Source organism: Streptomyces sp. HNM0574, assembly GCF_012726235.1.
Classification (GTDB): domain Bacteria; phylum Actinomycetota; class Actinomycetes; order Streptomycetales; family Streptomycetaceae; genus Streptomyces.
This window is the reverse complement of the sequence record NZ_JAASAH010000004.1, coordinates 271,528-283,852: the sequence shown is the minus strand read 5'-3', so window position 1 is coordinate 283,852 and position 12,325 is coordinate 271,528. Positions and strand designations below refer to the sequence as shown.

General features: G+C 73.8%; 11 protein-coding genes and 1 riboswitch. Of the genes, 5 read left to right on the top strand and 6 right to left on the bottom strand.

Translation table 11 applies throughout. The annotated features are described in order from the left end of the window. Positions 1-2 precede the first annotated feature (2 nt). Both thiS and thiO read right to left on the bottom strand, forming a co-directional pair. On the bottom strand, positions 3-251 hold the full coding sequence (gene thiS, locus HCC30_RS10280) for a sulfur carrier protein ThiS (protein WP_169442112.1): 249 nt from the start codon (positions 249-251) through the stop codon (positions 3-5). Then, on the bottom strand, positions 248-1,483 hold the full coding sequence (gene thiO, locus HCC30_RS10275) for a glycine oxidase ThiO (protein ID WP_169442111.1): 1,236 nt from the start codon (positions 1,481-1,483) through the stop codon (positions 248-250). Before thiO ends, thiS begins: the two co-directional genes overlap by 4 nt. Continuing rightward, a riboswitch (TPP riboswitch) is annotated at positions 1,481-1,592 on the bottom strand. It overlaps the preceding gene by 3 nt. 216 nt (positions 1,593-1,808) lie before the next feature. Between thiO and HCC30_RS10270 the strand changes: the two genes are divergently transcribed. The 5 genes from HCC30_RS10270 to HCC30_RS10250 all read left to right on the top strand — a co-directional run bounded on the left by HCC30_RS10270 (position 1,809) and on the right by HCC30_RS10250 (position 6,361). Further along, positions 1,809-2,993: an FAD-dependent oxidoreductase gene (locus tag HCC30_RS10270; RefSeq protein WP_206323656.1), complete on the top strand. Its 1,185-nt coding sequence runs from the start codon at positions 1,809-1,811 to the stop codon at positions 2,991-2,993. A gap of 33 nt (positions 2,994-3,026) precedes the next feature. Further along, positions 3,027-3,392 carry an Rv2175c family DNA-binding protein gene (locus HCC30_RS10265; protein ID WP_169442109.1) on the top strand — a complete coding sequence of 122 codons (366 nt, stop codon included), beginning with the start codon at positions 3,027-3,029 and terminating at the stop codon, positions 3,390-3,392. Between the two features lie 116 nt (positions 3,393-3,508). Then, on the top strand, positions 3,509-4,171 hold the full coding sequence (thiE, locus tag HCC30_RS10260; RefSeq protein WP_169442108.1) for a thiamine phosphate synthase: 663 nt from the start codon (positions 3,509-3,511) through the stop codon (positions 4,169-4,171). 100 nt (positions 4,172-4,271) lie between these two features. Next, complete coding sequence (gene metF / locus HCC30_RS10255) at positions 4,272-5,189, top strand: methylenetetrahydrofolate reductase [NAD(P)H] (RefSeq protein ID WP_169442107.1); 918 nt, start codon at positions 4,272-4,274, stop codon at positions 5,187-5,189. Positions 5,190-5,230: 41 nt separating this feature from the next. Then, positions 5,231-6,361: a hypothetical protein gene (locus HCC30_RS10250; RefSeq protein WP_206323609.1), complete on the top strand. Its 1,131-nt coding sequence runs from the start codon at positions 5,231-5,233 to the stop codon at positions 6,359-6,361. A gap of 12 nt (positions 6,362-6,373) precedes the next feature. Here HCC30_RS10250 and HCC30_RS10245 read toward each other — a convergent pair whose 3' ends face one another. The 4 genes from HCC30_RS10245 to HCC30_RS10230 form a co-directional block, all read right to left on the bottom strand. Continuing rightward, positions 6,374-7,837 (bottom strand): NAD(P)/FAD-dependent oxidoreductase, encoded by a 1,464-nt coding sequence (locus tag HCC30_RS10245; protein WP_169442106.1) that lies wholly within the window; start codon positions 7,835-7,837, stop codon positions 6,374-6,376. A gap of 563 nt (positions 7,838-8,400) precedes the next feature. Further along, positions 8,401-9,060, bottom strand: a complete 660-nt coding sequence (locus tag HCC30_RS10240; protein ID WP_169442261.1) for a TetR/AcrR family transcriptional regulator — start codon at positions 9,058-9,060, stop codon at positions 8,401-8,403. A gap of 155 nt (positions 9,061-9,215) precedes the next feature. Continuing rightward, entirely contained in the window at positions 9,216-11,348 is a 2,133-nt protein-coding gene (locus HCC30_RS10235; protein WP_169442105.1) for a YhgE/Pip domain-containing protein, read from the bottom strand. Further along, positions 11,335-12,060, bottom strand: coding sequence for an ATP-binding cassette domain-containing protein (locus tag HCC30_RS10230; protein ID WP_240979487.1), 726 nt, complete (start codon positions 12,058-12,060; stop codon positions 11,335-11,337). Before HCC30_RS10230 ends, HCC30_RS10235 begins: the two co-directional genes overlap by 14 nt. Between the last annotated feature and the right edge of the window lie 265 nt (positions 12,061-12,325).

The following is a 12,325-nucleotide window of genomic DNA, read 5'->3' as shown; positions in this document are numbered from 1 at the left end:
GCTCAGCCTCCCTGCACCGCGGTCAGCACCTCGACCCGGTCGCCCTCGGCCAGCCGCAGCCCGGCCCACTGGCCACGCGGCACCACGGCCTCGTTGACCGCGGCGGCCACCCCGGACGGCGCCGTGCTCAACGTGGCGACGAGCCGGTCGAGCGTGACCCCGGCCGGAACGCGGCGCACCTCCCCGTTCACGGAGACGTCCAGCGTGGCGTGGGGCTCGGGGGTTTCGGGGGCGGAGGACAGAGAGGTCATACCGGCAGCTCCGTGGATTCCGGTGGTGCGAGGACTGGGTGAGGCGGTGCCGCGGAACCGCCCGGCGTGAACCGCCCCGGCCGGAAGGCCCGCGCCCGCTCCGGCAGTTCGCCCGTGGTGAGGACCTCGGCCAGGATGTCGCCGGTGGCGGGGGTGAGCAGGATGCCGTTGCGGAAGTGGCCGGTGGCCAGGTGCAGGTCCGGCAGGGCGGTGGGGCCCAGCAGGGGGGCGTTGTCGGGCGAGCCGGGACGGAGGCCCGCGCGGCTCTCGGCCAGCGGGAGCTCGGTGAGCCCGGGCACCAACGCGTGCGCGTCCCGCAGGAGTTCGTAGACCCCGCCGGCCGTCACGGTCGTGTCCCAGCCCATCTCCTCGGTGGTGGCGCCGATCACCAGCTCGCCGTCGGCGCGCGGCACCAGGTACACCGGCCGGCCGCGCACCACGGCGCGGACCGTACGGGAGAGGAACGGGCCGTACTTCTCCGCCGCCGTGCCCGACGGCATCCGCAGCCGCAGCACCTGCCCCTTCACCGGGCGCACCGGCGGCAGGAGCTCCGGCGGCAGCCCCTCGATCCGGCCGCTGAACGAGCCCGCGGCCAGGACCGTCTGCCCCGAGCTCAGGGTGCGGCCGTCGTCGAGGGCGACGCCCAACGCGCGTCCGCCGTCGCTCAGCACCCGTACCGCGGTGGCCCGTTCGAAGCCGACGCCGGCCCGCTCGCAGGCGGCCAGCAGCGCGGCGGTCAGGCGGCGCGGGTCGGTCTGGTGGTCGCCGTCCACCCGCAGGCCGCCGCGGACGGACGGCGCGAGCATCGGCTCCAGGCGGCGGCTCTCCCGGCCCGTCAGCCACGCGGACTCCAGGCCGCAGCGCTGCTGCAACGCGTGCAGCTCGCGCAGGAAGGCCCGGTCGTCGGCGTCGAAGGCGACCGCGAGCGTGCCGCAGCGGCGGTAGCCCGTCGTGAGCCCGGTGGCCTCCTCCAGCTCCGCGACGAACGATGGATAACGCTCGGCGGAGGCGAGGTTGAGGCCGAGCAGGGTCTCCTCGCCGTAGTGGAGTTCGGTGACCGCGGCGAGCATCCCGGCAGCGACCTGTGCGGCGCCGCCGCCCGGAGCCGGGTCGACGACGGTGGTGCGCAGCCCGCGCTGCGCGGAGCGCCAGGCGGTGACGAGGCCGATCACGCCGCCGCCGACGACGGTCACGTCCGGAAGGGCCGCGCGTGCGGACAGCTCGGTGCGCATGAGAATCCTGCTCCTCCCTTCGCCGGTGTGAACCGGATCAGGTTCGTACGGTCGGAGGCCGCCAGCCTCCCTCTCAGCCCGGTGCGTCCGGACTCCCGCGTTCCGCGCGCGGCCGCCCTCGCGGGCCGCCGTACGCGGTGTGCCAATGCCGCCGACCACCCTACTGCGCCTCTCTCACGCCGGGTAAGGGGCCGGTGGGGACGCGGGGGACGGGGGAGCCCGGGCGGGAAGGGCGGTACCCGTGTGCCCGCGGGGTGCCGCGGCATACAGTGATCGTGTGAATGACAGTCAGAAGCGGCAGCGGGTGGTCGTCGTCGGAGCGGGCATGGCCGGGGTGCAGACGGCCGTGCAACTGCGGGCACAGGGGTGGAGCGGCCCGGTCCGGCTGATCGGCGCGGAGCCGCACCAGCCGTACGACCGGCCGCCGCTGTCCAAGGCGGTACTCCTCGGACAGGCCGAGAGCTCGGCCTTCGACGTCGACTTCGACGACCTCGGCATCGAGCTGGAGCTCGGCCGGGACGTGACGGGCCTGCGCCCCGAGGAACACCTCCTCGACACCGAGTCGGGGCCCGTCCCCTACGACCGGCTCGTCATCGCCACCGGGGCCGAACCGCTGACGCTGCCCGGCAGCGAGGGCGTGCCGGGGGTGCACCTGCTGCGCACCCTGGACGACGCGGCCAGGCTGCGGCCGGTGCTGGCCGGACGGCAGTCGGTGGTGGTCGTCGGCGCCGGGTGGATCGGCGCCGAATTCGCCACCGCCGCACGGGAGTCGGGCTGCGCCGTCACCGTCGTGGAGGCGGCCGAGGGGCCGCTGCCGGGCGCGCTGCCCGCCGAGGTCACCGCGCCGATGCGGGCCTGGTACGAGCAGAGCGGGGCCGAACTGCGCACGGGCGTCGCCGTCGCCTCCGTCGAGGAGGGCGGCGTCCTCCTCACCGACGGTTCGCGGCTGCCCGCCGACGCCGTCGTCGTCGGCATCGGCTCGCGCCCCGCCACCCGCTGGCTGGAGGGCTCCGGCGTCGCGCTGGACGAGCACGGTGCGGTGCTGGCCGACGCGCATCTGCGCGCCTCGGTGCCCGACGTCTACGCCGTCGGCGACTGCGCCTCCTTCCCCTCCGCGCGCTACGGCCGCAGGCTGCTCGTCCACCACTGGGACAACGCGCTCCAGGGCCCGCAGGCCGTCGCCGCGAACCTGCTGGCCGAGGGCTACGCCGACGGCACCCCCGAGGCGCGGGTCTACGACCCGGTGCCCTACTTCTGGTCGGAGCAGTTCGGCCGGTTCGTGCAGTACGCCGGGCATCACCTGCCGGGTGACGAACTGGTGCGCCGCGGCGACCCGGAGGGTGCGGCCTGGGCCGTGTGCTGGCTGCGCGAGGAGCGCCTGACCGCGGTCCTCGCCGTCGGCAGGCCGCGCGACCTCGCGCAGGCCAGGAAGCTGATGCAGCAGGGGACGCCGGTCGAGCGGGACCGTCTGGCGGACGTCTCCACCAGCCTGAAGAAGGCCGCGCGCTAGTGACTGTCGGTGCGGGATGGCAGGCTTGGGACCGTGACCGAGATTGACGCAAAGACCGATGCTCTCGTCCCCGCCTGGCTCAACCTTCCCGACGTCGCCGAGAAGCTCGGCGTCGAAGTGACGCGTGTCCGGCAGCTGGTCAAGGAGGCTCAGCTGATCGCGGTGCGCCGCGGGGAGAACCGGGTGCTCATGGTGCCCGCCGACTTCATCGGCGAGGGCCGGATCGTGAAGGGCCTCGTCGGCACCATCACGCTCCTCAAGGACGACGGCTTCAGCGACGAGGAGATGCTGGAGTGGCTGTTCACCGCGGACGACAGCCTGCCGGGAACCCCGGCCCAGGCCCTGCGGGAGAACCGCGGGACCGAGGTGAAGCGCCGCGCCCAGGCCCTCGCGGTCTGACACCGGCCGAACCGACCGGCGCCCCCGCGCGCCGGTGACGACACAGCACACCACCGCCCGCACGGGCCGGGGCGCCGCGCCCCGGCCCGTACGGGCTCGATCCGGGGGGACTCTTCGTGACCGCCACCGCCCGCCGACAGCTCGCCGACGCGCGGCTGTACCTGTGCACCGACGCCCGCAGGGAGCAGGGCGACCTGCCCGAGTTCCTGGACGCGGTGCTCGGCTCCGGCGTCGACATCGTGCAGCTGCGGGACAAGGGCATGGAGGCGGCCCAGGAGCTGGAGCACCTCGCCGTCCTCGCCGAGGCGTGCCGCCGGCACGGCAAGCTCCTCGCCGTCAACGACCGCGCCGACGTGGCGCACGCGGCCGGTGCCGACGTGCTGCATCTCGGCCAGGGCGATCTGCCCGTCCCCGCGGCCCGCGCGCTGCTCGGCGAGGCGCCGCTGATCGGCCGCTCCACCCACGCCGAGGCCGAGGTCGACGCCGCGATCGCCGAGCCCGGCACCGACTACTTCTGCACCGGCCCCTGCTGGCCCACCCCGACGAAGCCGGGGCGGCACGCGCCCGGCCTGTCCCTCGTCCGGTACGCGGCGGCGCGGGCGCCCGAGCGTCCGTGGTTCGCGATCGGCGGAATCGACGAGGACAACCTCGACGAGGTGCTCGACGCGGGAGCGCGCCGGGTCGTCGTCGTTCGCGCGATCACGGCCGCGAAGGACCCGGCGAAGGCCGCGGCCCGGCTCGCCGAGCGGCTCCGGGAGCGTGCCGAACCAGCCCCCTGACGTCCACGAAGTGGACAACCTGCGGAACGGAAGCGGACGGATGGGCACGTAACACCCCCGCTCTCGACCAGCCATGGCCCGATGGGACTAGCCTGCCCGTATGGCCATTGGTATCTCAGCTACCAGGACAGACCGCACGCCGACCGTACGTGAGCTCCTCGCGACCGGGGAGAAGTCCTACTCCTTCGAATTCTTCGCGCCGAAGACCGAGAAGGGTGAACGCACGCTCTGGGACGCACTGCGGCGCATCGAGGCCGTCTCACCGACGTTCGTCTCCGTCACCTACGGCGCGGGGGGCTCCTCCCGCGAGGGCACGGTCCGCAACACGGAGCGGATCACCTCGGAGACGACCCTCACCCCCGTCGCCCACCTCACCGCGGTGAACCACTCGCGCAGCGAGCTGCGCAACGTCATCGGGCAGTACCTCGACGCGGGCATCCGCAACGTGCTCGCGGTCCGCGGCGACCCGCCCGGCGACCCGATGGGCGAGTGGGTCAAGCACCCCGACGGGCTCCTGTACGCGGCCGACCTCGTCGAGCTGCTCAAGGAGTCGGGCGACTTCAGCGTCGGCGTCGCGGCGTTCCCGGAGATGCACCCCCGGTCCGACGACTGGGACACCGACGTCCGGCACTTCGTCAACAAGTGCAAAGCCGGTGCCGACTACGCGATCACGCAGATGTTCTTCCGCGCCGAGGACTACTTCCGGCTGCGGGACAGCGTGGCGGCCGCGGGTTGCGAAACGCCGATCATCCCCGAGATCATGCCCGTCACCAGCGTGCGGCAGATCGAGCGGTTTGCTCAGCTCAGCAACGCGACCATTCCGCAAGACATGTTGGACCGTCTCCGCGCAGTCGAAGACGACCCGGCGGCTGTACGCTCGGTCGGGATCGAGTGCGCCACGGAACTCTGCACGAAGCTGATGGCCGAGGACGTCCCCGGACTCCACTTCATTACGCTCAACCACTCCACGGCGACGCTCGAGATCCACGAGAACCTGGGACTGAACAAGCGGTCCTGAGCGAGCGCTGACCGGCCGCGGCAGCGGAAAGAGGGGCGGACATGGGCTGGACGGTCCTCTACATCGCCTTTGGCGTCGTCGCCTTGTGGCTGCTGGCAGAAGTCCTGCTGCAGTACAAGGCGCGGCTGCGGTGGCGGCTGCTCGCCTTCGCCGGATTCGCCGGAGTGGTGGCGGGGGCGGTGATCCCCTCGGTCGTCGTGATCGGGATCGGGATCGCCGCCTTCGCCACAGGACAGACCTATGTGACGCTCTCCCACCGGCGGGGATTCGTGAACGGCTGGGCGCTGACCGGGAAGCCGGGCGCCGGCCGTCGCGGGCGTCGCGAACGCGCCCCCGAGGCCGAGCCGACGCTCCAGGTCTCCGGCCTGGAGGCGGAGGCGCCGGGTGCCGCACCCGCCGAGGCCCCGGCCGCCGGCGGCTTCGACACCGGCACCTTCGAGATCCCCGCCTACGGCAGCCCGGGCTTCGGCCCGTCCGACCTGCCCGGGCAGCGGCCCGACGAGGACGTGCTGGCCGAGCCGTCCGTCTTCCAGCCGGGCCCGCTGCCCGACGAGACGGACCAGTACCCGGCCTACGGCCACTACGACCGCCAGCCCCAGGCCGACCTCTTCGGCGGCGGCTACGCCCCCGAGGACCAGACCGCCTACCCGGCGCAGGGCTACGACGGTTACGGCCACCCCGCGCAGGACGGCTTCCAGGGCCAGCAGTCGTACGCCGCCTACTCCGACCCGTACATCGCCTACGACGGCAGCGGCTCCTACGCGGGCCCCGACGGCTACGCGGCCCCCGGCGGCTACGACACGGGCTGGACGAACGCCCCCGGCTACCCGGCACCGGACGGGTACGACACCTCGGGCTACGACCCGCTGACCTACGACCCGCCCGGCTACGACCCGCTGACCGGGAACCCGGCACCTCAGCAGTACGCGGCGGACGGCTACGGCAGCCCGTACGGCGAGCAGCCCGGCCCCTACGGCTACGACGGGTCCTACGACGGGCAGTTCGCCACCCAGGGCGGTGCGGGCGACGGGCTCTGGTTCCCGCAGCAGCGCGACCCGAACGCGCCCTTCCCGCCGGAGCAGCAGTACTACGGCGCCGAGACGTACGGCGCGGCGCAGGGCTACGACCCGGCCGCGCCCGGCGTCCGCCCCGAGGAGCAGCGCGGCTACTGACCGCCCGCGCGGCTACTGCGAGCCGCGCCAGCCCTTGCCCTCCACGATGAGCCCGGCGGCCATCGCCCCGGACATGCCCGCGTGCGCCAGCCCGCCGCCGGGGTGCGCCCAGCCGCCCACCAGGTAAAGCCCGTCCAGCGGCGCGGTGTTGGGCGTGCGCGCGGGACGGCCGCCGGGCCCGGCGCCGGCGAGCGCGGGGGCGGGGACGAGCCCGTCGCGGGCGCCGGTCTCGGCCGCGTTGTCGGCCGGGGTGCGGATCTCGCGCCACAGCACCCGTGGGCCCAGCTCCAGCCCGGCCGCGTCGGCCGCGGCGAGCAGCCCGTCGGCGGCGGCCCCGTACTCCGGGTTCCGGGCCTCGGCGGCCGGGACGGGGACGGACAGGACGGCGGTGGCGTGCGCGTCGTCCGGGCGCAGCGCGGGATCGTCGGGGCGCAGCACGGTGAGCGGGGGCGCGTCCGCGCGGTGCACGACGGTGCGGTGCGCGGTGCCCTCGGGGTGCGCGCCGCGCAGCGCGAGCAGCACCGTCAGCCGGGCGCGCGCGGTGCCGTCCTCGCCCGCCCTCGTCACGACGTCGGGTCCGGAGCCGTCCGCCGCGCCGGGCAGGGCGTGCGGCGGGACGCCCGCGACCACGGCGTCGGCCTCCCGCGCCCCCTCGGACGTCTCGACGCCCACGGCCCGGCCGTCCCGCTCCAGAACGCGCAGCACCTCGGTGCCGAAGCGGAACGCGACGCGGCGCTCCTCGCAGCGCCGGTGCAGCGCGTCCGCGAGCGCGCGCATGCCGCCGCGTACGTACCAGGTGCCGAAGGTGTGCTCCATGTACGGCAGGACGGCGGCTCCGGCGGGGGCCGTCGCCGGGTCGAGCCCGTAGGCGTACGCGTAGCTCTCCAGGAGGGCGACGAGGCGCGGGTCGCGCAGTTCGTCGGCCGCGGCCTCGGCGAGCGTGGGCGTACGGCGGCGGAGCAGGCCCTTCCGGCGCAGCGCCGGATACGGGTCCCGGGCCAGCCGGGGCGGGGCCTGGGCATCCGGCGCGGTGGTGAGCGGCTCCTCCAGCAGCGGGCGGCGGGTGGCGTCCCAGCCCTCGCGGGCGCGGGTGAGCAGGTCCGTCCAGCGGGCGCCCGCGCCCTCGCCGAGCGCGGAGTCGAGCGCCGAAATGACGCCCGCGCGGGAAGAGTTGGGCAGCCGGACGCGGGTGCCGTCGGCGAAGACGTGCTCGGCCGCCGGGTCCGCCTGGACCAGCTCGACGCACTTCTCCAGCGGCTCGCGGCCGGTCTTCACGAACAGGTCGCGGTACACGGCGGGCAGCGGGAGCAGGCCGGGCCCGGTGTCGAAGGCGAAGCCCTCGCGTGCGTAGCGGCCCACTCCGCCGCCGTGGGTGGAGCCCCGTTCGTACACCGTCACCTGGTGTCCCGCCACGGCCAGCCGGGCGGCCGCCGCCATCGCGCCCATGCCGGCGCCGATCACCGCAATACGTGCCATGAGGAGCGACTTTATCCGGCGGCGGGGGAGCGGCGGCGGGCCGGGGCGGCCGCGCGGGGGCGCTCCCGTGGGGTCGGGTGCGCAGGCGTGAGTACCGCTACCTAGATCGCCGGTTGAGTAGCGCAGCGGATAGGCCGGCACCCTCCCGGGACGGCAGAGTGTGGGACACGGAAACGGGGCGCGGCGCCGCACCGCCGGCACGGGGCGGCGGAACGGCGCGGCGGCCCCCTCCACGGGGGTGAGGGGGCCGCGAAGGCGCCCTCGGGGGGAACGGGGATCACGGGGGATCCGCGGGGGGACCGACGGGGGTCGGGGGAACGACCACGGGGGAACCCGGGGGGCCGACGAGGACTCGGGGGAGTCCACGTCGGTCGTACGGGGGAACGGGGGAACCCACGGGGGAACACGGGGGAACGGGGGAAACGAAAGGGGCGGTGTGCCGCTCCCGGGGCCGGCCGGCAGTCGCCGGGGGCCACGGGGAAGCACACCGCCCCTTTCGTTCGCGTCCGGGCGCCTGCCGAACTCGCGTACCGCGTACGCCGGTCGGCAGGCGCCCGCGCCCGTCAGTCCGCGCGCGTCTCCCGGCGGGGTGTGCCGCCGACGCGGCCCTGCAACAGCAGGGAGAGCGAGGCGTGCACGTCGTCCAGGGAGCGTTCCGGCTGGAACGCCTTCCAGTCGAGCGCGGCGACGAGCACCATGCCGACCAGCGCGGCGGCGGTCAGCTTGATGTCGATCTCGTCGCTCAGTTCGCCCTCGGCGACGCCCTCGCGCAGCACCGTCTCCACGACGGCGACCGCCTTCTCGCGCACGACCATCAGCGTCGAGTTCCACGCCCGGTTGGTGCGCCACAGCTCGGCGACGTACAGCTGCGTGAAGGACGGGTACCGGTCGATGAAGACCAGGCCGGAGTGGACCATCGCGTCCAGCGCGTCCACCCGCCCGCCGCCCGCCGCCGCCGTCTCGTCGGCGGCGCGCAGCAGGTCGGCGGTGAGCATCTCGACGCCGTGCTTCAGCAGTTCCTCGAAGAGCTCGGTCTTGCTCGCGAAGTTGTAGTAGACCGTGCCCTTGGCGACCCCGGCGTGCTCGGCGATCTCCTCCACCGTGGTGGAGGAGAAGCCCTGCTCGGCGATGAGCGTGACCGCCGCCTGGAACAGCTTCTGCCGGGTGGCGGTGGTACGGGCGCGGCGCGGGCGGGCGCCCGCCGCGGTGCCGGCGTCCGGCATCGCGCCGTGCCCGTCGGTCGTGGCGTCCGCGTCGTCCCTGTCGCTCCGCTGAGGAGTGCCGCTCGTCATGGCGTCGATTGTCCCTGCCCCGGCGGTGCCGCCGCGCACGGTGGTCACCGCCGGAGTCCGGGAACCGGTCACGCCGGGGCCGCCGGTCACAGCGAGATCTCCGGGTGCAGCCGGTTGATCGACCACACCTGCTTCTGCCGCGCGGTGAACGCGGTCAGCAGCAGCGAGCCCACCGTGAACGCCAGCAGCACCAGGCATGCCCGCCACACCGTCCACAGGTCACCGCCCGTGATCAGGTGCCGCAGCCCCTCGACGACGTAGGTCATCGGCAGATACGGGTGCAGCGCGTTGAAGAAGCCCGGGCTGGTCTGGATCGGGTACGTGCCCCCGGCCGAGGTCAGCTGGAGCATCAGCATCGCCAGGACGAGGATGCGTCCGGCCGGGCCGAAGCGGGCGTTGAGGAACTGGATGATCGACGTGAAGCAGACCGTCACCAGGACCAGGAAGCCCACCGTGCCCGCGCCGCGCGCCATTTCGAGCCCGAGCCCCCAGTGCAGCACGCTGAGCAGCGCACCGACCTGGAGCACCCCGATCGCGGCGACCGGCAGCCACGCGGCCAGCGCGATCCGCCAGGCGGGAGCGCCGGAGGCGAGGGCGCGCTTGTTGAGCGGCTGGAGCAGCATGTACGCGACCATCGCGCCGACCCAGAGGGAGAGCGGGATGAAGTACGGGGCGAAGCCCGTCCCGTAGTTGGGCGCCGCGTGCACCTTGTCGGAGTTCAGGTCGATCGGGTCGGCCATCACGCCGGTGCGGTCCTCGCGCTCGTCCTTGTCGTAGTCCGGGATCTGCTCCGCCCCGTCCTTCAGACCCTCGGAGAGCTTGCCCGAACCGTCGGTGAGCTTGCCGGAACCGTCCGCGAGCTTGTACAGACCGCCGTCCAACGACTTGGCGCCGGCGGAGAGTTCACCCAGACCCGAGTCCAGCTCGGAGGCGCCGCTCTGGGCGCTGACGAGGCCGGTGTGCAGCTGGCCCGCGCCCGTGGCGACCTGGTGGGCGCCCTTGTTGAGCCGGTTGACGTCCTTCACGGCCGCGTCCAGGTCCTCGGTGAGGTTCGGGGCGCGCTCGGCGAGGGCGTCGGCGTGCTTCTGGAGCTTGTCGAGGTCCTTGTCGAGGGTGGCCAGGTTGTCGGCCGCCTTCTCCCGCTGGATCAGCGCGTTCAGGTCCTCGGCGACCTGCTGCGTGGTCTCCGCGGCCTCGACGGCCTTCTTCAGCTCGGGGCAGGACTCCTCCAGGGAGAGCTTGCCCTCGCACTGCGCCGTGTAGAGCGTGTTCAGCGTCTTGTACGCGCCGCGCGCCCCGGTCTGCGACACCTTCGCCGCCGTGGGCAGGTGCTCCAGGTTGTCCTGCATGGTCTTGCTGACGCGGGAGACGTCACGGGCCGCCGTGGCGATGTCCTGCTCGTGCTCGGAGACCGTCGGACGCAGGTCCTTCGAGACGCCGTTGACCATGTCGGCGATCTTCTGCGTGCCGTCGGACACCTGCTTGGCGCCGTCGTGCAGCTCGCCGGCCCCGTTGGCCAGCTGGGAGGTGCCGCTCTTCAGGTCGCCGCTGCCGTTCTTGGCGTCGCCGAGCCCGTCCTTCAGCCGGCCCGCGCCGTCCTTCGCCTCGCCGACGCCCTTCTCCAGGTCACCGGCGCCCTTCTCCAGATCGCCCGCGCCCTCGGCGGCCTCCGTGGTCTTGCCGTGGAGGGTCGAGAACGAGACGAACATCTTGTCGAAGAACGAGCGGGACGTCTTGCTCGACGCCGCCGCGCGGACCTCGGAGAAGACGCTGCGGGATATCTGCCCGACGATGTAGTTGCTGGAGTCGTTCGACTTCACCTGGAGCGCGCCCGTCTCGGGGCTGTCACCCGAACTGGACGCGACCCGCTCGCTGAAGTCCGAGGGGATCGTCAGCGACAGGTAGTAGCTGCCGTCCTCGACGCCCTTGCGCGCGTCGCCCGCGCCGGTCTCCTGCCAGTCGAAGGTGTCGCTGTCGTGCAGTGCCTTGACGATCGAGTCGCCCGCCGCCAGCTTCTCGCCGTCGACCTGCGTGCCCTTGTCCTCGTTCACGAGCGCGACCGGGATCTTGTCCAGCCGGTCGTACGGGTCCCAGAAGGACCACAGGTACAGCGCGCCGTACAGCAGCGGCAGCAGCAGCATCGCCGCCATCGCGGCGCGGGGGAGCTTGCCCCGTCCGAAGCGCTTCAGCTCCAGCGCGGCGAGCCTAGGCGAGCGCATCAGCGGACTCTCCCTTCACCTCGGTGTTCGCGGTCTTCGTGGCCGTCGCGGGCTTCGCTTCCGCGCCGCCGGTGCGGATGACGAGCGCGTCCTCGGGGGCGCGGGTGCACACGGCGAGGACGGTCGTGCCGGCCGCGGCCAGCGAGCGCAGCAGCGCCCACGCCTCCTCGCGCTCCTCCTCCGAGAGCTTGATGTCGGTGTCGTCCACGGCGATCAGCCGCGGCTCGCTGATCAGCGCGAGCGCCAGCCCCAGCCGCAGCGACTCCATCCGCTCCAGGTCCCGTACGCGGGTGCGCTCGCCCTTCGGCAGCGCGTCGAGCGAGAGCCCGGTGGCCTCAAGCGCCCCGTCCAGCCGGGCCTTGCGGGCGGCCGCGCGCTCCTTGCGCGGACGGAACAGACCGCGCAGCGAGTCCCCGAACCGCTGCTCCAGCAGGACGCGTTCGCGCAGATGCTCGGCGACGCTCAGCGACGGGTCGAGGTCGGTGACGTCCGGCACCGGCCCCAGCGCGCTGATCCGGCGCACGGCCGCCATCTGCTTGGGCAGCCGGCTGCGCCCCACGCGGACCTCGCCCGCGGTCGCCTTCATCCGCCCGGTGAGCGCGAGCAGCAGGCACGTACGGCCGCTGCCCGACGGGCCCACGATGGCGCCGAGCCCGCCCGCGGGGAGCTCGAAGCCGATGTCGCGGAAGATCGCGCCGCGCGGGCCGTCCATCCCGAAGCCCTCGGCGGAGAGGGAGACCCCTGTGCGCTGTCCGCTGCCGCCGTCCGCGGCCTGTGTGCCGTCCTTCGCCGCCGGGTCCGCCCCCGGGCTCTCCCCCTGGCCCTGGGAGCCGTCTTCGTCGGCCATGGCTCCTCCCCTTCTTTGAACTGACCGGTCAGTTCAAAGTATGCCTCACGGTCTCCGGTGCTCCGGCACCCGGCCCCCACCTCCGCTTCCCGCGCATCGGCGCAGGCCGGCGCGATTGTCAGTGGCCTCC

What these genes read in the sequence shown, in the direction of transcription:
- thiS (WP_169442112.1), bottom strand. Translation starts at nt 251, where the DNA reads ATGACCTCTCTGTCCTCCGCCCCCGAAACCCCCGAGCCCCACGCCACG.
- HCC30_RS10270 (WP_206323656.1), top strand. Translation starts at nt 1,809, where the DNA reads ATGGCCGGGGTGCAGACGGCCGTGCAACTGCGGGCACAGGGGTGGAGC.
- metF (WP_169442107.1), top strand. Translation starts at nt 4,272, where the DNA reads ATGGCCATTGGTATCTCAGCTACCAGGACAGACCGCACGCCGACCGTA.
- HCC30_RS10245 (WP_169442106.1), bottom strand. Translation starts at nt 7,837, where the DNA reads ATGGCACGTATTGCGGTGATCGGCGCCGGCATGGGCGCGATGGCGGCG.
- HCC30_RS10230 (WP_240979487.1), bottom strand. Translation starts at nt 12,060, where the DNA reads ATGGACGGCCCGCGCGGCGCGATCTTCCGCGACATCGGCTTCGAGCTC.
- thiO (WP_169442111.1), bottom strand. Translation starts at nt 1,483, where the DNA reads ATGCGCACCGAGCTGTCCGCACGCGCGGCCCTTCCGGACGTGACCGTC.
- HCC30_RS10250 (WP_206323609.1), top strand. Translation starts at nt 5,231, where the DNA reads ATGGGCTGGACGGTCCTCTACATCGCCTTTGGCGTCGTCGCCTTGTGG.
- HCC30_RS10240 (WP_169442261.1), bottom strand. Translation starts at nt 9,060, where the DNA reads ATGCCGGACGCCGGCACCGCGGCGGGCGCCCGCCCGCGCCGCGCCCGT.
- HCC30_RS10235 (WP_169442105.1), bottom strand. Translation starts at nt 11,348, where the DNA reads ATGCGCTCGCCTAGGCTCGCCGCGCTGGAGCTGAAGCGCTTCGGACGG.